This window comes from Bradyrhizobium diversitatis, assembly GCF_016031635.1.
Taxonomy (GTDB): Bacteria; Pseudomonadota; Alphaproteobacteria; order Rhizobiales; family Xanthobacteraceae; genus Bradyrhizobium; species Bradyrhizobium diversitatis.
The window spans coordinates 1-20,337 of record NZ_JACEGD010000066.1 but is presented as its reverse complement, the minus strand read 5'-3'; the positions used below and the strand labels follow the sequence as shown (position 1 = coordinate 20,337).

20 protein-coding genes and 1 pseudogene are annotated in these 20,337 nt (G+C 64.7%); 3 read left to right on the top strand and 18 right to left on the bottom strand.

The window, feature by feature from the left end; translation table 11 throughout:
- The 14 genes from H1B27_RS38075 to rpoZ form a co-directional block, all read right to left on the bottom strand.
- A partial coding sequence (locus tag H1B27_RS38075; RefSeq protein ID WP_246516018.1) for an IS110 family transposase occupies positions 1–409 on the bottom strand: 409 nt, incomplete at its 3' end.
- A gap of 658 nt (positions 410–1,067) precedes the next feature.
- Positions 1,068–2,612 (bottom strand): GMC family oxidoreductase, encoded by a 1,545-nt coding sequence (locus H1B27_RS38070; protein WP_061877341.1) that lies wholly within the window; start codon positions 2,610–2,612, stop codon positions 1,068–1,070.
- Positions 2,613–2,616: 4 nt separating this feature from the next.
- Positions 2,617–4,149 (bottom strand): ABC transporter substrate-binding protein, encoded by a 1,533-nt coding sequence (locus tag H1B27_RS38065; protein WP_197969569.1) that lies wholly within the window; start codon positions 4,147–4,149, stop codon positions 2,617–2,619.
- 421 nt (positions 4,150–4,570) lie between these two features.
- Entirely contained in the window at positions 4,571–6,829 is a 2,259-nt protein-coding gene (gene parC, locus H1B27_RS38060) for a DNA topoisomerase IV subunit A (RefSeq protein ID WP_197969568.1), read from the bottom strand.
- Positions 6,830–6,890: 61 nt separating this feature from the next.
- On the bottom strand, positions 6,891–7,181 hold the full coding sequence (locus H1B27_RS38055; protein WP_197969567.1) for a hypothetical protein: 291 nt from the start codon (positions 7,179–7,181) through the stop codon (positions 6,891–6,893).
- A 99-nt stretch (positions 7,182–7,280) separates the two neighbouring features.
- Complete coding sequence (recO, locus tag H1B27_RS38050; RefSeq protein ID WP_061877337.1) at positions 7,281–8,033, bottom strand: DNA repair protein RecO; 753 nt, start codon at positions 8,031–8,033, stop codon at positions 7,281–7,283.
- Positions 8,034–8,121: 88 nt separating this feature from the next.
- The gene (locus H1B27_RS38045; protein ID WP_197969566.1) at positions 8,122–8,502 is read right to left on the bottom strand and encodes a hypothetical protein; all 381 of its coding nucleotides are present in this window, start codon (positions 8,500–8,502) and stop codon (positions 8,122–8,124) included.
- 21 nt (positions 8,503–8,523) lie between these two features.
- Positions 8,524–9,450, bottom strand: a complete 927-nt coding sequence (era, locus tag H1B27_RS38040; RefSeq protein WP_197969565.1) for a GTPase Era — start codon at positions 9,448–9,450, stop codon at positions 8,524–8,526.
- Entirely contained in the window at positions 9,440–10,276 is an 837-nt protein-coding gene (gene rnc / locus H1B27_RS38035) for a ribonuclease III (protein ID WP_061877334.1), read from the bottom strand. Before rnc ends, era begins: the two co-directional genes overlap by 11 nt.
- Positions 10,273–11,037 carry a signal peptidase I gene (gene lepB, locus H1B27_RS38030; RefSeq protein ID WP_061877333.1) on the bottom strand — a complete coding sequence of 255 codons (765 nt, stop codon included), beginning with the start codon at positions 11,035–11,037 and terminating at the stop codon, positions 10,273–10,275. The genes rnc and lepB overlap by 4 nt, the downstream gene beginning before the upstream one ends.
- 249 nt (positions 11,038–11,286) lie before the next feature.
- On the bottom strand, positions 11,287–11,706 hold the full coding sequence (acpS, locus tag H1B27_RS38025; RefSeq protein WP_131868067.1) for a holo-ACP synthase: 420 nt from the start codon (positions 11,704–11,706) through the stop codon (positions 11,287–11,289).
- Positions 11,703–12,455: a pyridoxine 5'-phosphate synthase gene (locus H1B27_RS38020; protein WP_197969564.1), complete on the bottom strand. Its 753-nt coding sequence runs from the start codon at positions 12,453–12,455 to the stop codon at positions 11,703–11,705. Before H1B27_RS38020 ends, acpS begins: the two co-directional genes overlap by 4 nt.
- A gap of 45 nt (positions 12,456–12,500) precedes the next feature.
- Complete coding sequence (locus H1B27_RS38015) at positions 12,501–14,789, bottom strand: RelA/SpoT family protein (protein ID WP_061877330.1); 2,289 nt, start codon at positions 14,787–14,789, stop codon at positions 12,501–12,503.
- Positions 14,790–14,994: 205 nt separating this feature from the next.
- Complete coding sequence (rpoZ, locus tag H1B27_RS38010; RefSeq protein ID WP_007603391.1) at positions 14,995–15,387, bottom strand: DNA-directed RNA polymerase subunit omega; 393 nt, start codon at positions 15,385–15,387, stop codon at positions 14,995–14,997.
- 327 nt (positions 15,388–15,714) lie between these two features.
- Between rpoZ and H1B27_RS38005 the strand changes: the two genes are divergently transcribed.
- Positions 15,715–16,359 carry a LabA-like NYN domain-containing protein gene (locus H1B27_RS38005; protein WP_028179699.1) on the top strand — a complete coding sequence of 215 codons (645 nt, stop codon included), beginning with the start codon at positions 15,715–15,717 and terminating at the stop codon, positions 16,357–16,359.
- Positions 16,340–17,014: a uracil-DNA glycosylase gene (locus tag H1B27_RS38000; RefSeq protein ID WP_197969563.1), complete on the top strand. Its 675-nt coding sequence runs from the start codon at positions 16,340–16,342 to the stop codon at positions 17,012–17,014. The genes H1B27_RS38005 and H1B27_RS38000 overlap by 20 nt, the downstream gene beginning before the upstream one ends.
- An 83-nt stretch (positions 17,015–17,097) precedes the next feature.
- Here H1B27_RS38000 and H1B27_RS37995 read toward each other — a convergent pair whose 3' ends face one another.
- Genes H1B27_RS37995 through dapA form a run of 4 tightly spaced genes read right to left on the bottom strand, consistent with a single transcriptional unit; the run spans position 17,098 to position 19,578 of the window.
- A complete protein-coding gene (locus H1B27_RS37995; RefSeq protein ID WP_197969562.1) occupies positions 17,098–17,679 on the bottom strand; it encodes a peroxiredoxin in 582 nt (193 codons plus the stop codon).
- Between the two features lie 4 nt (positions 17,680–17,683).
- A complete protein-coding gene (gene smpB, locus H1B27_RS37990; protein WP_024341117.1) occupies positions 17,684–18,157 on the bottom strand; it encodes an SsrA-binding protein SmpB in 474 nt (157 codons plus the stop codon).
- A gap of 60 nt (positions 18,158–18,217) precedes the next feature.
- Positions 18,218–18,631 carry a large conductance mechanosensitive channel protein MscL gene (mscL, locus tag H1B27_RS37985; protein WP_061877353.1) on the bottom strand — a complete coding sequence of 138 codons (414 nt, stop codon included), beginning with the start codon at positions 18,629–18,631 and terminating at the stop codon, positions 18,218–18,220.
- 56 nt (positions 18,632–18,687) lie between these two features.
- A complete protein-coding gene (gene dapA / locus H1B27_RS37980) occupies positions 18,688–19,578 on the bottom strand; it encodes a 4-hydroxy-tetrahydrodipicolinate synthase (protein ID WP_197969561.1) in 891 nt (296 codons plus the stop codon).
- Between the two features lie 227 nt (positions 19,579–19,805).
- On the opposite strand from dapA, the pseudogene H1B27_RS37975 reads away from it, so the two are divergent.
- Positions 19,806–20,337 (top strand): annotated as a pseudogene (locus H1B27_RS37975) (lytic transglycosylase domain-containing protein); the annotation flags it as partial.

Here is a 20,337-nt window from a genome sequence, read left to right as displayed (position 1 = left end):
CTTTGCGTGCTTTGACCAGTGCCGCCAGCTCCTCGCGCGCCGCATCGTGGGTTTGGCTCGGCGCATCTTCAAACGTCTCAGCGAACCAGGCGATCGTGTCCGCGTCGATCGTATCGTTCTTGGCGAGCCGCCCCGCCGATCGGGCGAAGTTACGCACTCGCCGTGGATCGACGATCCGCACCGCGAAGCAGGCTTCGCGCAGCGCCTTGGCCCAGTCCCGCTCGTAGCCGCCGGACGCCTCCATCACCGCTCTGTCGACCTTGTGCTTGCGCAGCCAGGCGACCAGCTTGCGCCGCCCCTTCGCACCGCTCGGGAACGCTTGCCGTTGCGACAGCGAGCGAATGCATGCATCCACCTTGTCCTTGGCCACATCAATCCCGACGACAACGTGACTATTTTGTGCCATCATCCACTCCCTTCCTTGCTCGGTTCGGGCTCGAAGCCCATGCAACTGTTCGGGTTGAGGAAGACACGCCGAATCCGTCCCACGCTCCCCGACAGGCTCTAGGCCTTTGAGCACGAACGGGCTCGGATCCAGCGACGGGCGGTTGGTCAGAACCGCCCGTTGTCACATCCTGGCAGATTTTGCGGACACAAGAGCACGAAGGACACCGTTAAAACCATTCGCGCAGGGAAGGCCGGGCGACCGGCATCACCTGTCGTCCACCCCGTGTGCATCTTCTGTCGCGCGCACGGACTCGGGTGCCGCCGGCGCCCGGCCTTCCCTGCGCCCTCGTCTCTTTCGAGGGCGTGCAGCTGGAGCAAAACTCGGGCGAAACGCGCCGCGGGAATGCGATGCTGCGTCTGCTGTTTGAATGTGAATTGCAAAGCGGCGGCCCCACCCCTTGCTCCGTCTTGCGAAGAGCTCGCGACAAATTGCGAAGCAATTTTGCGCTGATGCGACGAAGCAATCCAGACTGCACCTGCGGAGAGATTCTGGATTGCTTCGCTACGCTCGCAATGACGCGGAGGAGCCGCGAGCACCACACTCGGTGTCATCGCCGGGCTTGACCGGGCGATCCCTGGATGCCCCGGTCGAGCCGGGGCATGACACCGTTGTTGTCGCGCTACCGCATCATCATCCGCGCGATCGCTTCCCCAATCACCACCGTCGTGAAATGCGTATTGGCGCGGCAGTCGGACGGCATGATCGAGGCGTCGGCGACGCGCAGGCCCGTGATGCCCTTCACCGTGCCATCCGGATTGACCACGCCGTCCGCATCCCCACCGCCGCTCATCCGGCAGCTGCCGGCTGCGTGCTGGATGTCGCCGGTCTCTCGCCGCAGCACCGCGTCGAGCTCGTGATCCGGCAGGCTGGCCGCCTGCGGCAGCGTCAGGTGGGTGTCGGTCAGCCGGATCCAGTCGGCGATGCCGGATAGCGCAGGCTGCGAGGTGATGACGGCTAGGCGTTTCACCGCATCCATCATCCGCAGCATGTCACGGGGATCGGCCAGCATGTTCTCCTCGACGACGGGATCGATTGCGGGATCGGTCGAGGCGAGCTTCAGCGTTCCGCGAGAATACGCGTTGAACAGCCCGGCACCGATCGCGCCTGTTGCCCCGATGCCGCGGTGATTGAACGCGATCAGGATCATGTCGCGCTTGCCGCCGTTGGCGAGGCCCGACGAGTAGGTCACGCAGCAATTGGTGTGACGGGTGTCCGGGTCGGTCGGCCGCAGGTCCTCGCGAAGCTGGATCGTGGCGCGAAACAGCGGGTGGTCGAAGAAGTGGCGGCCGACCGGCAGATCGCGCGCGACTGCGATCCCCATCGCCTTCAGCTCCTCGGCAGGTCCAACACCCGAGCGCAGCAGGATCGCTGGACTGTGAATGGCACCGGCGCAGAGCACGATCTGGCGCGCGCTGATCTCGCTTGTGCCCTGCCCCTCGATATGAACGCGGACGCCGGTCGCGCGGCCGTCGCTGATCAGCACGCGATCGACCAGCGCATGGCCGCGGATCTCCAGATTGGCGCGGCCGCGCGCGGGCTCGAGATAGCCCTCATTGGTGGTGATGCGGCGACTGTCGCGGCTGTTGATGGGATAGCAGGCGACGCCCTCGCCATCAGGACCATTGACATCGGCACACCAGGGGTAACCGCTCGCCAGCGCCGCGTCGCGCAAGCCGCGATCGATCGGGCCCCATTTCTCGGGCGGCGCGCGATAAACAGGCAGCGGCCCGCCGCGTCCGTGTCCCTCGGCATCGCCGAATTCCAGATCGTCCTCGATCACGGAGAACAGCGGCATCACCTCCTTCGCCGACCAGCCGGTGCAGCCATTGGCCGCCCATTCGTCGAAGGCGTCCGCAACGCCGCGGATGGCGATCTGGCCGTTCATCATCGATGAGCCGCCGAGACCCTTGCCGCGCCAGTAGAAGCGTGGCTCCTGCCCCGCCACCCGGCGCGTCAGAAGGTCAGGCCATTGCCATTTCTCCTGGTATTCGCGCTTGTGGATGATCGGGATGGGATTGGGCGTCCGCACCTCCCAGGGCGCCTCATCGGCGCGCCAGTCGCGTCCCGCTTCGAGCAGCAGGACGCGCCGTGCGGGATCCTCGGACAGCCGTGCCGCAACAGCGGCGCCGGCAGAGCCGCCGCCGACAACAATGACATCGTACATCGCGTTACTTCTCAACGTTCCAGAACACCGGGATGGCGGACGGTATCAGACCGCGCAACGTCGCGCGATAGGCGGCCGGCTGCGCGAACTGGCCCCAGGGAATCGCGGGTGCCTGATCGTACATGACAGCCTGGATCTCGCCCGCGATTGTCTTGCGGTCCTCCTCGGCCGGCGCCTTGGCGAAGGCTTCCAGCAACGGCGTGATGCGCTGATCGCATTGCCAGCCGGTGAAATCGGCGCAGTTGAAGGCAACCATGACATTGGTCAGCGGGGAGCCCAGATCGAAGCCGCCGGCGTGAACGCCGTAGACGCTCCAGCCCTCCTTCTTGGCACGGCGCGCCAGCACGCTCGCCCAGTCCATCACCTGCAGATCGACGTTGAAGCCGGCAGCCTTGAGCCGTTCCGCAAGCACCTGCGCCGAGACGCGCGGGGCTTCGAGATCGTTGGCCTCCATGACGACGACGGGCTCGCCGGCATATTTGGTCGCCTTCAGCGCGGCCTTCGCCGCTTCGATCGAGGGCTTGGCGGCGGCCTCGGTGCCGGCCTTGCTTTCATAGGTGGTGCCGCAGGTGAAGAACGTCGCGCAGAGCGTGGCGTATTTGGCATCCAGCCCGAGCGCATCCAGCACTTCGCGCTGGTCGACCAGCTTCCACAGCACGCGCCGGATCGCGGGATCGTCGAACGGTTTCGACGCGGCGTTCAGGCGGTAGGCGCCTGCGAACATGTTGCCGCCGGTGAAGTTGACGAGCTTGACGCGGGAGTTCTTCTCCAACTGCGGCAACAGATCGAACGGGGCGTATTGCATGAAGTCGATCTCGCCGGCCTGGAGCGCGGAGGCTGCGGTCGCACCGTCGGGAATGACGCGGACCTCCAGCGTGTCGACATTGACGCGCTTGCCGCCGGCGAGGAAGTCGGCGGGCTCGGGGCGCGGCACATAATCGGCGAACTTCTTCAGGATCATGCGATCGCCGGTGCGGTGATCGGCCTTGCTGTAGACGAACGGGCCGGAACCGACGACCTCGGTGATGCGCTGATCGCCGGGCGTCTTGGCGATGCGCTCGGGCATCATGAAGGCGACGGGGCTGACGGGATTGCCGAGCGCGTCGATGACGAGACCCGACGGCTCCTTCAACGTCAGCACGAAGGTCTTGGCATCGGTCGGCTCGAGCGATGCGGTGATCGCGAAGATGCGGCGGCCGAGCGCGCTGCGGGTGCCCCAGCGGCGCAGCGAGGCCACGCAATCGGCCGCGGTGACCGGCTGGCCATCATGCCACTTCAGGCCATCGCGCAGGGTGAAACTGTAGGTCAGGCCATCGGGCGAGACCTTCCAGTCCTGCACCATCTGCGGTTTGATGTCGCCCTTGGAGTCCTTCGCAAACAGCGTATCGAACACCATGTAGCCAAACGTGCGCGAAATATAAGCCGTGGAGAAATGCGGATCGAGTGTGACGATTTCCGCTTCGAGCACCGCGACGAGATTCCACGCCGCATGCGCCGGCGCCGCGGCCAGCGCGAGGCCGAACAGCGCGGGAATCATAGACTTGAGTTTGAACTTTGGTTTCTTCTTGCCTTGGCGAAACGGTTACGGTCGCCAGCAAAAAGCAATGTTCGTGCCCACACGGCAGAAGCACGTATGCGCACACGGCTATCAGCCGCGCGTTTGCGGGATGTGCACTTCTGGGTTGGAGCGCGACTCCATCGCATCCCGTCATTGCGAGCGCAGCGACGCAATCCAGACTGCCGCCACGGCAAGACTCCGGATTGCGTCGCTGCGCTCGCAATGATGATGTGGATGCAGTTGCGCACCAATCTCGTGCCCCGGACGCAGCGCAGCGCTTCTTCAGCGGTGCGCTGCTGAGCCGGGGCCCATGCCGCCGAGCATCGTCCGCGCAACATGGGTCCCGGCTCTGCGCGGCAACGCAAGCGCGTTGCAGCGCGTCCGGGACACGGGACCGTCCCTACCCGATGCCCCGGCCGAACTTGTTCGACTTCGGAAAACCCTTCGGAGGCAGGCGGCCGGCGTCAGCGCGGGTGCCTTGCCACTCGGCGAGCTCCTTCATGGTCGCGGAGAATTCGCGACCGGCGGAGTCCTTCCAGGTCAGGCCGGCCTTGGCGTCGAACACAGCAATATCCGAGAGGCCGCCATCCTTGTACTTCTGCAGGCGAACGCCGCGGCCGCGCGCCATTTCCGGCACCTGGTCGAGCGGGAAAACCAGCATCTTGCGGTTGTCGCCGATGACCGCGACGGTGTCGCCGAGCACTTCGGTGATCGCGCGCGCCTCGTTCGGCATGTCGACGTTGAGGACCTGCTTGCCCTTCTTGGTGGTGCCGACGCAATCGTCCTCGTTGACGACGAAACCCTGGCCCTCGTGGCTGGCGACCAGAAACTTGCGCCCGCCCTTGTTGACGAACAGCGCGACGGGCGCGGCTTCCTGCTCGAGGTCGATGAACAGGCGGATCGGCTCGCCGTGACCGCGGCCGCCCGGCAGCTTCGCGACGTCGAGCGAGTAGAACTTGCCGTTGGTCGCGAACAGCAGCAGCTTCGAGGTCGTCTCGGCGAAGAACGCGAAGCCGAGCTTGTCGTCCTGCTTGAAGGCCAGGCCCGAGAGATCCTCGACATGGCCCTTCATGGTGCGGATCCAGCCCTTGTCGGAGACGACGACCGTGACCGGCTCGCGCTCGACGAAGGCTTCCTCGATCGCGGCGAGATCGTGCTCGGGCGCGTCGGCAAAGGTGGTGCGGCGCTTGCCGAGCGGCGTCTTCGGCCCGAACATGTCGCGGACCTTGCCGACCTGCTCGCTGACCTTCTTCCACTGCTCAGGCTCGGAGGCGAGCACCGCATTGATGCCCTTGAGCTCGCCGCGGAGGTTCTTGTCCTCGGTGCGGATCTCCATCTCCTCGAGCTTGCGCAAGGAGCGCAGGCGCATGTTGAGGATGGCTTCGGCCTGCACCTCGGTGAGCTTGAACGCCTTCATCAGCTCCGGCTTGGGCTCATCCTCGGTGCGGATGATCTTGATCACCTTGTCGATGTTCAGATAGGCGATCAGGAACCCGCCCAGGACCTCCAGCCGGTGCTCGATCTGCGCCTTGCGATAATTGCTGCGCCGGATCAGCACGTCGCGCAGATGGTCGAGCCATTCGCGCAAGCACTCGGCCAGGCCGACCACCTTGGGCACCTTGCCCTTGATCAGCACGTTGAGGTTCAGCGGAATCTTGTTTTCGAGCTCGGTCAGCCGGAACAGCGATTCCATCATCAGCGCGGGATCGACGTTCTTCGATTTCGGCTCGATCACGATGCGGACGTCTTCGGCCGACTCGTCCCTGATGTCGCCGACCAGCGGCAGCTTCTTCTGGTCGAGCAGCTCGGCGACTTTCTCGATCAGGCGCGACTTCTGCACCAGGAACGGGATCTCGGTGACGACGACGACCCAGGTGCCGCGCGCGCCCTCCTCCTGCGTCCACCGCGCACGGACACGGAACGAGCCGCGGCCGGTGGAGTAGGCTTCGGCAATGGCCTGCTTGGAATCGACGCAGATGCCACCGGTCGGGAAGTCCGGGCCCTTCACCCACTTCATCAGCGCCTTGGATTTCGCGTCGGGCTTCTCGATCAGATGCAGCGCAGCGTCGCAGAGCTCGGCGGCGTTGTGCGGCGGGATCGAGGTCGCCATGCCGACCGCGATGCCCTGCGCGCCGTTGGCGAGCAGGTTCGGGAAGCCGCCGGGCAGCACGACGGGCTCTTTCGACTGGCCGTCATAATTGGCGCGGAATTCGACGCCGTCCTCGTCGATGCCCTCCAGCAGAAGCCGCGCCACGTCGGTCATGCGCGCTTCGGTGTAGCGGTAGGCGGCGGGGTTATCGCCGTCGATATTGCCGAAATTGCCCTGGCCGTCGACCAGCGGATAGCGCGAGGAGAAATCCTGCGCGAGGCGCACCATGGCGTCGTAGATCGCCTGGTCGCCGTGCGGATGGAACGAGCCCATCACGTCGCCGACGATCTTGGCGGATTTCTTGAAGGCCGTGCCGGGGTCGAGCCTGAGCAGCCGCATGCCGTAGAGGATGCGCCGGTGCACCGGCTTCAGGCCGTCGCGTGCGTCTGGCAGCGCGCGGTGCATGATGGTCGAGAGCGCATAGGCGAGATAGCGCTCTTCCAGCGCCTCGCGCAGCGGCACCTCATGGATCTCGGCCGGTTCTTCCGGCGGAACGATTCGTTTTCCCATGCCGCCCGGTTAAACCGTGGAAGCGAATCGGGCAAGGATCGAATGGTTCCCCGGGGGCGGCCTAGTGGCCTGCCCAGCCGGCCGTGAATGTCTGGGTTTTAGCCTGACCAGGCGTTTGGGCGGGTGCCGGCGCATTATTGCTCACGCAACGGCGGGCGGCCTCGATCTCAGCCTCGGTCGCGCCATGGGCCCGCGCCCATGTCTCTGCGGCGGCAGCAGAATATTTTGCCACATAATACCGGACGACCGTGCAGGAAGCCCGGCGAAACAAGCCGGGTTGCGGCTCGCCGGCCATTGCATCGGGCGCAAACGCAAACAGCGCCGCGGAGAAGGCGAATCCCCTGATCAACATTTAGGCTGTCCCCGTTATGGAACCTGAAGGCGAACTCGACCGGCCCGATTTGGTTCCTGGGAACTTCATGCCATCTGGCAATGCAGAGTCCCGATGAGCTCATGGCGCGGGAATCGCCGCCCTCGCCTGCTGCCGTATCAAGGCATTGATGAAGCCGGCCCGCGCGTCGGAATGGCCCTGACCGCGCGGCTCCAGCACGTGACGCAGCAGGAACAGGCCGGTGAGCCGGAAGCCGTCCTGGAGATCCTGATCGGTGAGATCGCTCGCGGTCTCGCCATGGCGCAGAAAGGCCGGCAGCCGCAACAGCCGGTCGCGCCACGGCTCGCCCGCGCCGCGCGACACCGCCCCGCCGGATTTCGGCGAGACGTAGATCAGGTCCGTGGTCTCGCCGGTCACCGCGCAATTGTCCAGCGCCAGGCCGAAACCCAGCTCGGCGAGCATCGCCAGCTCGAAATGGATCAGATGCACGGCGGCGCTGCCGATGTCGTCGAAATCGTCGAGCGAATGTTCGAGCAACGCAAAGATCTCTTCGTGCGGATCGCGCTCCGGCAAGAGCCGCGCAACCGAGGCGAGATGGGTGATGCCATAGACCCCATGGGACGATGCCAGCAGCGTCGCCGCGCGCAGCTTCAATCCCTCGACAGCATAGGTACCGAGATGTTCGTCGAGCCGCGCCCGCCACACTGCGCTGACGCTGTTGCCGGGCTGCAAGAGGGGCCGCATCCGCGAGCCGGCGCCGCCGCGGACGAGGCCGAGATGCCGGCCGTGGGCGCGCGTCAAGAGCTCGACGATGGCACTGCTCTCGCCATGCCGCCGCACCCCCAGCACGATGCCCTCGTCGGTCCATTCCATGAGGAAATATTACAGGATTCCGGTGAGGAGCGCAGTGCCTTCTCCCCGTCATTCCGGGTTCGCCTCTTCGAGGCGCCCCGGAATGACGCTAGGCGTTGAACCAGCCCTGCGCATCGCCGGTGAAGGAGAAATAAAGTCCGACCGCGGTCAGCGCGCAGGAGACGATCTCGATGGCGCTGTCGAGCTCCAGGCCCCTCTCCCCGATGATCTGGCCGAGCGAGATCACCGACAACACCAGGGCCGCCGCCAGCACCCAGCGCGGCCAGTTCTTGCGCCGATGCGCGGCCAGCCAGACGAAATAGACCAGCAGCAGGATCATGCCGCCGGCGAGCAAGGTCGCCGTCATGATCATCTGCTCGGTCATCTCGGTGTTGGGCGTGCGGTCCTGCGCCGCGACCGAGAGGGCATCCAGCATCAACGATGCATAGAGCAGCGCTTCGAAGCGCCGGACGTTGCTGGGCACGCTCATCGGATACCGATCTTTTCTTGGTTATTCCCTGGGGAAGTCCAGGCCCATCTCGCGGTAGCGATCGGGGTCGTCGCCCCAGTTCTCGCGTACCTTGACGAACAGGAACAGATGCACCGGCACGTCGAGGATCTGCATCAGTTCCTTCCGCGAATCCGCGCCGATCGACTTGATGGTTGCGCCGCCCTTGCCGAGCACGATCTTGCGCTGGCTTTCGCGCTCGACGAAGATCGTCTGCTCGATCCGCACCGAATGATCCTTGCGCTCCTCCCACTTGTCGGTCTCGACCGTGGACTGGTAGGGCAATTCCTGGTGCAGCTTCTGATAGATCTTTTCCCGCGTGATCTCGGCCGCGAGTTGCCGCATCGGCGCGTCCGACATCTGGTCCTCGGGATAGAGGAACGGGCCCGGCGGCACCATTTCCGCGAGCGTCTTGCGGATGTCGTCGACGCCGTCGCCCGAGATCGCCGAGATCATGAAGGTCCGCGCGAACTTCATGCGCTCGTTGGCGGCTTGCGCCAGCGCCAGCAGCTTCTCGCGCTGGACCAGATCGACCTTGTTGATCACCAGGATCTTCTCGTGATTGACGCCGGCGGCCTTGGCGAGGATCGCCTCCGCTTCCTCGTCGATCCCGGTCTTGGCATCCAGCAGCACGCAGACGAGGTCGGCATCATGCGCCCCGCTCCAGGCGGTCGAGACCATGGCGCGGTCGAGCCGGCGCTTGGGCGAGAAGATGCCGGGCGTGTCGACCAGGATGATCTGCGCATTGTTCTCGATGACGATGCCGCGGATCAGCGCGCGCGTGGTCTGCACCTTGCGCGAGACGATCGTGACCTTGGCCCCGACCAGCGCGTTGACCAGCGTGGACTTGCCGACATTCGGCGCGCCGATCAGCGCAACGAAGCCGCAGCGCGTACCAGTGGGCGCCTCGCCGCTTGCTTCAGCCGTCATTGCCGCCGCCAACGCCTTCGCGTTCGATCATCACTGAAGCTGCCACCTTCTCTGCCGCGCGTTTGCTGCCGCCGATGCCTTCCGCCGGCGCAAGCCCCGGCAGATCGACTGCCACGCGGAACTGCGGGTCGTGATGCGGGCCGGTGCGCTCGACCTCGCGGTAAACAGGCGTCGGCAGCCCCTTCCCTTGCGCCCATTCCTGCAGCACGGTCTTGGGGTCGCGCAAGGGACGGCGCGGCTTGTGCATGCGCTCGGTCCAGTTGCGCTTGACGAATTCGGCTGCCGCCACATGGCCGCCGTCGAGGAAGATGGCGCCGATCACGGCCTCGCAGATGTCCCCCAGCACGCTCTTGCGCAGGCGCGCATCGGCGCTGGATCCAACCGATCCCAGCTTGATGTCGTCGACCAGACCGAGCGACTTGGCGACGTCGGCGCAACTTTCCTTGCGCACGAGCTCGGCCAGACGCTTGGACAGCTCGCCTTCGTCGGCGTTCGGGAAGGCGTGATAGAGCATGTCGGAGACGACGAGCCCGAGCACGTGGTCGCCGAGGAATTCCAGCCGCTGATAGCTGTCGCCGCGCTTGCGTCCGGACTTCAGCGCCGAGACATGCGTGATCGCCTGCATCAGGAGGTTCGGGTCAGCGAAGCTGTGGCCGATGCGCGCCTCGAGCGCCGCATTCGCATCCGTGGCCTTGGCCTTGCTGCTCCGCACCCGCTTCTTCTTCGCAGGCGCCTTGTCCGCAGCTGGCTTGGTCGCAGCTGCCCCTTCGGGGCCCGCTTGCGCCTCGGTCGGTTGGGTCGCGATGTCCTTGGCTTCGTCTTTCATCGGACGATTTTGAAGAAACGATTCCAGCGTACCGCCCACGGCCAGCGCCAGAACATCCAGGCATGCTCGCCTTCGGCGATGGAGAAGAAGATCATCTGGGCGCGGCCGATCAGATTTTCCTGCGGCACGTAGCCGACCTGGCCGAGGAAGCGGCTGTCGGTGGAGTTGTCGCGATTGTCGCCCATCATGAAGAAGTGGCCGGGCGGCACCGTGTAGACGTTGGTGTTGTCCATGTAGCCGTTGTCGGCGCAGTCCAGCGTCTCATAAGACACGCCGTTCGGCAGCGTCTCCTTCCAGCGCTTCACCCGGGAGATGCCGCCGCCTTCTGAGCCGCAGGGGTCTTCGCCGACATACTCGCTCATGCGCTGCCGCTCGACCGGCGTGTCGTTGATGTAGAGCAGTCCGTCGCGCATCTGGACGCGGTCGCCGGGAAGGCCGATCACGCGCTTGATGTAGTCCGTGGAATCGTCCTTCGGCAGGCGGAACACGACGATGTCGCCGCGGTTCGGATCCGAGCCCCAGATTCGCCCCGAGAACAGCGGCGGCGAGAACGGAATCGAATAGTGGCTATAGCCGTAGGAATATTTCGAGACGAACAGATAGTCGCCGACCAGCAGCGTCGCCTTCATCGAGCCCGACGGAATGTTGAAAGGCTGAAACAGGAAGGTGCGGATCACCAGCGCGATCAGGAGAGCATGAATGACGACCCGGATCGTTTCACCGACGCCGCTCTCAGTTTTCGTTCCTGAAGTCACGCTCATTGCTCTCTCAATTCCGGCCGGCGGTCACAGAGCGCCCTCCTGGCGCGAACAGCCCATTGCTTCGCGGCCCATGGAGATTGTCCTGATTCTGATAGTGAGGGCCAATTCCGGCGTAAAGCCGAATTCGCCCAAGCTGATTTGCGACGGCGGACTTTTAGACGGTTGTCGGAGGCCACGCAATCAAGGATCGCATCAAAACTGATTAAGATATTGATTTTACATATGAATTATAAAATAAGGCGGATCTCCTCAGGGCTTCGCAGGTGGCACGGCGGAAATGATGACAAAGGCCTGCGCCAGCGGCCAGTCGTCGGTGATCGAAACGTCGATCCGCGCCTCGAATCCGTCCGGCGTCAGGGCCTGAAGCCGGGCCAGCGCGCCGCCGGTCAGCTGCATGGTCGGCCGCCCCCCCGGCAGGTTGACCACGCCCATGTCGCGCCACCAGACGCCGCGCCTGATGCCGGTGCCGAGTGCCTTTGAGCAGGCCTCCTTGGCGGCGAAGCGCTTGGCGTAGGTCGCCACCACCATCTTCTCGTTCTTGGCGCGCCGTTCCGCCTTGGCCCGCTCGGCCGCAGTGAAGATGCGGTCGAGGAAGCGCTCGCCATGCCGTTCGATCACCTTGGCCACGCGGGTGATGTCGATCAGGTCGGAGCCGATGCCGATGATCATGCCCGGCCCCGGCCACGGTCCATCGCCGCGCGCATGTTGCGCACGGTCTCGGCCAGACCCACGAACAGCGCCTCGCCGATCATGTAGTAGCCGATGTTGAGCTCCATGATCTCAGGCAGGGCCGCGATCGTCTCCGCCGTGGCATAGTCGAGCCCGTGCCCGGCATGGACCTCGAGCCCGGCATCCCTGGCCAGCTTCGCCCCCGCCACGATCCGCCGCCATTCGGCCTCGGCCTTGTCGGCGTGGCCGTCGACGACGGCGTCGCACCATGCGCCGGTGTGGATCTCGATCACGGGCGCGCGCAGCCGTGCCGCCATTTCGATCTGGGCGGGATCGGCGGCGATGAACAGCGAGACCCGGATGCCGGCATCGTTCAGCCGCGCGATATAGGGCGCGAGCGCGTTGTGCTGGCCGACCACATCCAGTCCGCCTTCGGTCGTCACCTCCTGGCGCCGCTCCGGAACCAGGCAGACCGCATGCGGCTTGGTGGCGAGCGAGATGCGCAACATGTCGTCGGTTGCCGCCATCTCGAAATTGAGCGGCTTCGAGATCTCCGCCTTCAGCCGCGCCATGTCCTCGTCGCGGATGTGCCGGCGATCCTCGCGCAGATGCGCGGTGATGCCGTCGGCGCCGGCCTCGATCGCGAGCAGCGCCGCGCGCACCGGATCCGGATTGCGGCCACCGCGCGCGTTACGCAGGGTCGCGACATGGTCGACATTGACGCCGAGGCGGAGCGGAGTTGCGGGCATTTCAGGACTCACGAAATCAGGGCGACAGGCGCATATGCAAGGCGCCTATCCATTAACACGTTCGACTTTGGCGACGACCGCCTTCGCGCGCAACTGAGCCAGGATCGCGCTCAGGTGCTTCAGATCGTAGACTTCGAGATCGATCGTCGTCTCCGTGAAGTCCGGCGAGCGGCGCTGCATGCTGATATTGTCGATGTTGCCGTCGTGCTCGGCGATCACGGTCGCGATCTGCGCCAGCGCGCCGGGCTCGTTGACGTTCTCGACCCTGATGCGAGCCGGGAAGCGCTGCGGCGCGGAATCCTCGATGTCCCAGCGGACGTCGAGCCAGCGCTCCGGCTCCTCCTCGAAATCCTTCAGCGCCGGCGCCTGGATCGGATAGATCGTGATGCCCTCGCCCGGCGTGACGATGCCGACGATGCGGTCCCCGGGCACGGCGCCGCCATTGGGAGCGAACTTGATCGGCAAGTCGGAGTTGATGCCGCGGATCGGGATCGCGACCGGGCTGCGCGGCGGCTCCGAGGCGCCCTTTTCCTTGAGCTTGGCGGCGAGGCCCTTCTTGACGCCGTAGCGTGCGATGCGCTCCTCCTTGTAGTCGGGATACATCGCACGCGCGACGTGGGAGGCCTTGATCTCGCCGCGGCCGACCGCCGCCATGACGTCCTCGATCGAGGTGCGCGCGAGCCGCGGCAGCGCGCCCTTGAGCTTGTCGTCGGCATATTCGATCTTGGCGCGCTCGAACAGGCGCTCGACGATGCGCCGGCCGAGGCCGACATATTGATCGCGCACGGCGGTGCGCGTGGCGCGGCGGATCGCGGCGCGCGCCTTGCCGGTGACCGCGAGCGTCTCCCAGGCCGACGGCGGCGCGGATTGCGCCTCCGAGGTCAGCACCTCGACCTCGTCGCCGTTCTGGAGCTCCGAGGACAGCGGCGCGAACTTGCCGTTGATCTTGCAGCCCACCGCGCTGTTGCCGACGTCGGTGTGCACCGCATAGGCGAAGTCGATCACGTTGGCGTGGCGCGGCAGCGCGATCAGCTTGCCCTTCGGGGTGAAGCAGAACACCTGGTCGTGGAACAGCTCGAGCTTGGTGTGCTCGAGGAATTCCTCGGGATTGGCGCTCTCGGAGAGGATTCCGATGGTGTGGCGCAGCCAGGAGAATGCGTTGGACTCGCGCTTGAGGTATTCGGTCGGCGAGCCCACGCCTTCCTTGTAGAAGACATGCGCGGCGATGCCGCGCTCGGCGATCTGGTCCATCGCCTCGGTGCGGATCTGGAGCTCGACGCGCTGGTTGCCGGGGCCGATCACGGTGGTGTGGATCGAGCGGTAGTCGTTCTGCTTCGGCGTCGAGATGTAGTCCTTGAAGCGCCCCGGCACGACCGGCCAGGTGGTGTGGACGATCCCGAGCGCGCGATAGCAGGCCTCGATGTCGTTGACGACGAGGCGGAAGCCGAAGATGTCGGACAATTGCTCGAAGCCGACCGACTTGCGCTCCATCTTGGTCCAGATCGAGAACGGCTTCTTGCGGCGGCCATAGACCCGCGCGCCGAGGCCCCTGTGCCGCAGATTGTTGGAGAGCTGGTCCTCGATCTCGCCGATCAAATTGCGGTTGCGCTCGGCAAGCGCGTCGAGCCGCTGCATCACCACCGAATAGGCTTCGGGATCGAGGGTGCGGAAGGACAGATCCTCCAGCTCTTCGCGCATCTCCTGCATGCCCATGCGCCCCGCCAGCGGCGCGTAGATGTCGAGCGTCTCCTCGGCGATGCGCCGGCGCGATTCCGTCGGCACGAATTCCAGCGTGCGCATGTTGTGCAAGCGGTCGGCGAGCTTGACCAGAAGCACGCGGACATCATCCGCAATGGCCAGCAACAATTTGCGCAGGTTCTCGGCCTGCTTGGCCTCGCGTGACACCAGCTCGAGCCGCTTCAGCTTGGTCAGGCCCTCGACCAGCGCACCGATCTCCGGCCCGAAGATCTGGTCGATCTCGGCCCGTGTCGCCTCGGTGTCCTCGATCGTATCGTGCAGCAGTGCTGCCACGATGGTGGCGTCGTCGAGCTTCAGGTCGGTGAGAATGGCCGCCACTTCGAGCGGGTGCGAGAAATACGGATCGCCCGAGGCGCGGGTCTGCGAACCATGCGCCTTCATGGCGTAGACATAGGCGCGGTTCAGCAGGTCTTCGTTGGTGTTGGGATTGTAGGATCTGACGCGCTCTACGAGGTCATATTGACGCATCATGCGCGCGCGGGGCCTGGCGGGGCGCGCGACCGGCGCAGTCGGGGCCACGGCAACCGATTCGGTTGCGGCCTGCATCTGCGTGGATCTGCGGCGCCGATATACCATTCCGTCCTGCTTTCAAACGGGCCCGAGGCGGTCCGTTGTATACATCCTAGCTCCGATCGCGCGTGTGTCCGATCAATTCAGTGACAGGCGCAGCGCCAACCGGCAACACTATGGTAACCACGAAAACGTCAACAAAAGCAAAGGCCCGAACACGGGTTCGGGCCTTTGGTAAGATCACAAGCAGTCGATGATCACGATGGAGGAATTACTCGTCTTCTTCGGGCTGCTCCTCGGGAGGCGCGAGGCCTTCCAGGCCCTTCAGCAGCTCTTCTTCGGTCATGCGCTCCACGGCGACCTCGGTATCGTCCGCATCGACGCTCGCCCCTGCGGAACCGATCAGCGGTACCGTATCCGGCTCGGGCTCGTCCACCTCGACGAACTTCTGGAGCGAGTGCACCAGCTCCTCGCGGAGATCCTCCGGCGAGATCGTCGTCTCGGCAATTTCACGCAAAGACACAACTGGGTTCTTGTCGTTATCGCGGTCAACCGTTAGTTGTGAGCCGGACGAAATCATGCGGGCTCGGTGGGCGGCCAGCAGGACCAAGTCAAACCGGTTGTCGACCTTGTCGATGCAATCTTCTACGGTGACGCGAGCCATGGACTGTCGCTCCGTTGTGGGTGGGACGAAATATGTGGATGATTGGGGCTAGTTATAGGGACCGGGACGATTTCGCAAGGCTAATTTGTGATTTGGTCTCGCCAAACGGCTCTGCTAACGCCACATTGGGGCTGGGACGGGGTTTTCTGGGCTGCCATCGGGGGCAGCCCCGGGTGTATGCAAGTCCGCCATAACTATACCTTGATTGCCCCGACTTCTCCGGACTTGCGGTTTCGACGGGTCTCAGCGGCACTTTAGAACTGCGCGGCTTGCTGTCGCCGCGCCAACAAAAAACGATCAATCACGAACACTACGCGAGCAAACTGAATGTCACCTTCTCCTACCAACAAGATCGCGCTCTTCATCGATGGGGCCAATCTCTACGCGACCGCGAAAACGCTGGGCTTCGACATCGATTACAAGCGTCTACTGAAGGAGTTTCAGGGCCGCGGGACGTTGTTGCGGGCGTTCTATTACACCGCCATCATCGAAGACCAGGAATACTCCTCGATCCGCCCGTTGATCGACTGGCTGGATTACAACGGCTACACCGTCGTCACCAAGGCGACCAAGGAATTCATCGACGCCTCCGGCCGCCGCAAGGTCAAGGGCAACATGGACATCGAGCTTGCCGTGGACGCCATGGAGCTCGCCGAGCATATCGACCAGATGGTGCTGTTCTCGGGTGACGGCGACTTTCGCTCCCTGGTCGAGGCCGTGCAGCGCCGCGGCGTGCGGGTCACGGTGATCTCCACCATCGCCAGCCAGCCGCCGATGATCGCCGACGAGCTGCGCCGCCAGGCCGACGTCTTTACCGACCTCGTCGAGCTGCAATCCAAGCTCGGCCGCGACCCGTCCGAGCGCCCCGCCCCACGCGACCGCGGCGAGCGTGGCGAACGTCACCACGCCCCGCAATTCCTCCAGCGCGCAACCACGATGGCGCCGAGGGGCGATGAAGACTTCGAGGAGTGAGGCGGCCCGGTCAAGCCGCCGGCCTCTCGCCGTCGTTCCCGACCGTGACTGTCCGCTCTGTTCGCGCCTGGTCGCGTTTCGCGAGGCGAACCGCACGCGCGAGCCGTCGTGGCACAATGCGCCGGTTGCGCCCTTCGGCGACCTCGAAGCACGCCTCCTGATCGTGGGCCTCGCGCCGGGAATGCAAGGCGCCAACCGCACGGGACGGCCTTTCACCGGCGATTATGCCGGCGACCTGCTCTACAGCACGCTGCTCGAATACGGCTTTGCCAGGGGGACCTATCAGGCGCGCCCCGACGACGGCCTGCAACTGGTCGACTGCCGGATCGCCAATGCCGTGCATTGCGTGCCGCCGCAGAACAAGCCGCTGCCGGTCGAGATCAACACCTGCCGCCAGTTCCTCGTGGCGAATCTGGCGTCGATGCCGAACCTGCGCGCGATCGTCGCGCTCGGGCGGATTGCGCACGACAGCGTGCTCAAGCCGCTGAATCTGAAGGGCTCGCAGGCCCCCTTCGGCCACGGCGCAGTGCATCAGGCAGGCCGGTTCAAGCTCTACGACAGCTATCATTGCTCGCGCTACAACACGAACACCGGCGTGCTGACGCCGGACATGTTCCGAAGCGTGTTCGCGAAGGTGAAGGCCGGTCTCGATTAGGGCCTGAGGGAGTCAGGGGTTGTGATCCCCTCACCCGGATCGCATCGGTTTCGACCGACATCATTTCACCCTGGGCGGGCGATCTAGGCCTTGGCGGGATTGGCCTTCAGCCAGTCGAGCACGTCGCCGGCGTTCCGGTCGGGTGGAAACACCGGATAGAACACATGCGTGATCCTGGCGTCGTCGATAACCAGCGCGAGACGCTTGATCAGCGTCAGCCCCGCGACCTCCATGGTCGGCAGGTTCAAGGCGCGCGTCAGCGCCAGCTTCTCGTCCGAGAGCACCGGGAACGGCAGATGCAGGCGCGAGGCCATCTCGGTCTGGTAGGCGTTGCTCTGGGTCGAGAGGCCGAACACGTGTGAGGCGCCTGCGGCTTTCAGCTCTGCGAACAGATCGCGAAATGCGCACGTCTGAGGCGTGCAGCCGCGCGCCCCCGGGATCATGTCCCAATCGTCGACCAGCGCGATCTTGCCGGACTCGCCGGTGCGGGGATAGGCGAACACCACGGTGCGGCCGCGCAGCGCCGACAGCGTGACCGACGTGTCGTCGGTGGCGAGCAGGCCGATCGGCGGCAACGTCATGCCCTTGAGATGCGCGGCGCCGCCGTCGTCGGCAGGCGCGGGAATCTGGCTCCAGTCGACCTCGAGCAGGTTCCGTTGATTCATTTCATCATCCCCTCGCCCGCATCAGCCGGCCCTTCTCCCGGCTCCAGTCGCGCTTCTTCTCGGACTCGCGCTTGTCGTGCAGCTTCTTGCCTTTAGCAACCGCCAGCTGCAATTTGGCACGACCACGCTCGTTGAAATAGAGCTTGAGCGGGATCAGCGTCATGCCCTCGCGGTCGACCGCGCCCATCAGCTTGTTGATCTGCCGGCGGTGGAGAAGCAGTTTGCGCGGCCGCTTGGGCTCGTGGTTGAAGCGGTTTCCTTGCAGATATTCGGGAATGGTGGCGTTGATCAGCCAGATCTCGCCGTTCTTGGAATCGGCATAGGATTCCGCGATCGTGCTCTTGCCGTTGCGGATCGACTTGACCTCGGTCCCCGTCAGCGCAATCCCCGCCTCGATCGTGTCTTCGATCGCATAGTTGAAGCGGGCCTTGCGATTTTCCGCCATGACCTTGATCGGACGCTCGTTCTTGTCGGCCATGACGGATAAAACCTGATTGAGATGCGCGCGGAATCTAACAGTTCGGATGAAGCGCGCGCGTCACTTCTTGAGGAGATCGCGGATCTCGGTCAGCAGCTCGACCTCGGCCGACGGCTTCGGGGGAGCGGCCGGCGCCGCCTCTTCCTTGCGCTTCAGCGTGTTGATGGCGCGGATCACCAGGAACAGCACGAAGGCAATGATGATGAAGTTGATCGTCAGCGTGAGAAAGCTGCCCCAAGCCAGCACGGCGCCTTGCTTTTTCGCATCAGCTAAGTTGGTGGCTGTGACCTTCGCCGACAAGGGGGTGAAGTAGTTCGAGAAGTCGAGGCCGCCGGTGACGGCACCGATGATCGGCATGATCACGTCGCCGACCAGCGAGTTGACGATGCCGCCGAAGGCCGCACCGATGATGACGCCGACCGCGAGGTCGACGACGTTGCCTTTCATGGCGAACTCGCGGAACTCCTTGAGCATCCGCCTGCCCTTTTCCTCGACCGCGCTCATGAACGCTCCCCGGAAAAGCTAACGCCTCAGTTGATCAGACCCGCGTGCACCATCGCGCTGCGCACGGCAACGCGGGTCGGCTCGGAGACCGGCACCATCGGCAGCCGCAGCGTCTCCTCCAGCTTGCCCAGCAGCGACATCGCGTACTTGATCGGCGCCGGATTGCTCTCGATGAAGAGGTTGTTGTGCAGCGGCATCAGCTTGTCGTGGATCGCGAGCGCCGCCTTGGTGTCGCCCTTCTGCCAGGCGGCGTGGAACTCCGAGCACAGGCGCGGCGCGACGTTCGAGGTCACCGAGATGCAGCCATGGCCGCCATGGGCCATGTAGCCGATGATGGTGGCGTCCTCGCCCGAGAGCTGGTTGAAATCCTCGCCCATCGCCGCGCGCTGCTGCGACACGCGAACCATGCTCGCGGTGGCGTCCTTGACGCCGGCGATGTTCTTCAGCTCCCACAGCCGCTTCATGGTGTCGACCGACATGTCGATCACCGAGCGCGGCGGGATGTTGTAGATGATGATCGGAATGCCGATCGCGTCGTTGATCGCCTTGAAGTGCTGGTACATCCCTTCCTGGGTCGGCTTGTTGTAGTAGGGGGTGACGATCAACACGGCGTCCGCACCCGCCTTTTCGGCGTGCTGCGAGAGCTCGATCGCCTCCTTGGTCGAGTTGGAGCCGGCGCCCGCGATGACCGGCACGCGGCCCTTGGCTTCAGCGATGCACCATTCGACGACCTTCTTGTGCTCGTCATGGTTCAGCGTCGGGCTCTCGCCGGTGGTGCCGACCGGGACCAGGCCGTTGGTCCCCTCCGAAATCTGCCAGTTGACCAGGGAGCGGAACGCCGCCTCGTCCAGCGAGCCGTTCTTGAACGGCGTGACCAAGGCGGTGAACGACCCCCGGAACTTCGTCTTGGCTGCCATGGACTTCCTCCGTACGCGGCTATCTCTTGAGCAAGCCCCATTCATATCGGGTCTATCCTGCCGGTAAAAGGCCCGCTTCCGGGTGAGGGCAACGTTTAGGCCGCGATTTTGCCGCGGTGATGGTGCAAATCGGCCCGAGGTAAGCGGCTGTTGGTATTTTGTCCGCATATTCAATCAAACTTAGCTAGGTCTTGAGCCACTTCACTGATTCGGGGCGACGAAACGCCGTGACCTCCCTTGCACGTGCCGCATGGCGATCCACCGGTCTTGTCGTGTGCCTGACGGCAGGGCTGTCGCTGGGCTGCGCCGCTCCGGCCAAGTCCAATGAGACGGGCAAGGAGACCGCAAAGCCAGCGGCCAAGGACGCCGCGAAGGGACCGGCCAAGGACTCGAACAAGGGCTCGACCAAGGAAACAACAGCCAAAGGCACGGTCCAGGGAGCCGGCAAGGACGCAGCGAAGGGCGCGAGCAAGGGTGGCACCCCGGCCAAGGAAGGCGCGAAGACGCCAGCCAAGGATGCCGCCGCCAAGGAACCGGCGAAGGACAAGCCGAAACCCGCGGCAGCGGTCTCCTCGCCGAAGTCACACCCGGCGAGCAACGGATCGCCGCCCAAGACCGCAAAGCCTGCAAAGACCGCACCCGTGGCGGCCACCGACAGGCCCACTGCCCCGGCCTCCGCCAGGCCGCTCGCAGCTCCCGTGCTGGCCCCCGCGACCCGCCAGCATGCGGCGCCACGCAAGCCGGTCATCCCGGCCGCGG

Bases quoted from the DNA above. Each gene is read 5' to 3' on its own strand.
- H1B27_RS38070 (WP_061877341.1), bottom strand. From the start codon at position 2,612: ATGTACGATGTCATTGTTGTCGGCGGCGGCTCTGCCGGCGCCGCTGTT.
- H1B27_RS38065 (WP_197969569.1), bottom strand. From the start codon at position 4,149: ATGATTCCCGCGCTGTTCGGCCTCGCGCTGGCCGCGGCGCCGGCGCAT.
- parC (WP_197969568.1), bottom strand. From the start codon at position 6,829: ATGGGAAAACGAATCGTTCCGCCGGAAGAACCGGCCGAGATCCATGAG.
- H1B27_RS38055 (WP_197969567.1), bottom strand. From the start codon at position 7,181: ATGTTGATCAGGGGATTCGCCTTCTCCGCGGCGCTGTTTGCGTTTGCG.
- recO (WP_061877337.1), bottom strand. From the start codon at position 8,033: ATGGAATGGACCGACGAGGGCATCGTGCTGGGGGTGCGGCGGCATGGC.
- H1B27_RS38045 (WP_197969566.1), bottom strand. From the start codon at position 8,502: ATGAGCGTGCCCAGCAACGTCCGGCGCTTCGAAGCGCTGCTCTATGCA.
- era (WP_197969565.1), bottom strand. From the start codon at position 9,450: ATGACGGCTGAAGCAAGCGGCGAGGCGCCCACTGGTACGCGCTGCGGC.
- rnc (WP_061877334.1), bottom strand. From the start codon at position 10,276: ATGAAAGACGAAGCCAAGGACATCGCGACCCAACCGACCGAGGCGCAA.
- lepB (WP_061877333.1), bottom strand. From the start codon at position 11,037: ATGAGCGTGACTTCAGGAACGAAAACTGAGAGCGGCGTCGGTGAAACG.
- acpS (WP_131868067.1), bottom strand. From the start codon at position 11,706: ATGATCATCGGCATCGGCTCCGACCTGATCGACATCACCCGCGTGGCC.
- H1B27_RS38020 (WP_197969564.1), bottom strand. From the start codon at position 12,455: ATGCCCGCAACTCCGCTCCGCCTCGGCGTCAATGTCGACCATGTCGCG.
- H1B27_RS38015 (WP_061877330.1), bottom strand. From the start codon at position 14,789: ATGGTATATCGGCGCCGCAGATCCACGCAGATGCAGGCCGCAACCGAA.
- rpoZ (WP_007603391.1), bottom strand. From the start codon at position 15,387: ATGGCTCGCGTCACCGTAGAAGATTGCATCGACAAGGTCGACAACCGG.
- H1B27_RS38005 (WP_028179699.1), top strand. From the start codon at position 15,715: ATGTCACCTTCTCCTACCAACAAGATCGCGCTCTTCATCGATGGGGCC.
- H1B27_RS38000 (WP_197969563.1), top strand. From the start codon at position 16,340: ATGAAGACTTCGAGGAGTGAGGCGGCCCGGTCAAGCCGCCGGCCTCTC.
- H1B27_RS37995 (WP_197969562.1), bottom strand. From the start codon at position 17,679: ATGAATCAACGGAACCTGCTCGAGGTCGACTGGAGCCAGATTCCCGCG.
- smpB (WP_024341117.1), bottom strand. From the start codon at position 18,157: ATGGCCGACAAGAACGAGCGTCCGATCAAGGTCATGGCGGAAAATCGC.
- mscL (WP_061877353.1), bottom strand. From the start codon at position 18,631: ATGCTCAAGGAGTTCCGCGAGTTCGCCATGAAAGGCAACGTCGTCGAC.
- dapA (WP_197969561.1), bottom strand. From the start codon at position 19,578: ATGGCAGCCAAGACGAAGTTCCGGGGGTCGTTCACCGCCTTGGTCACG.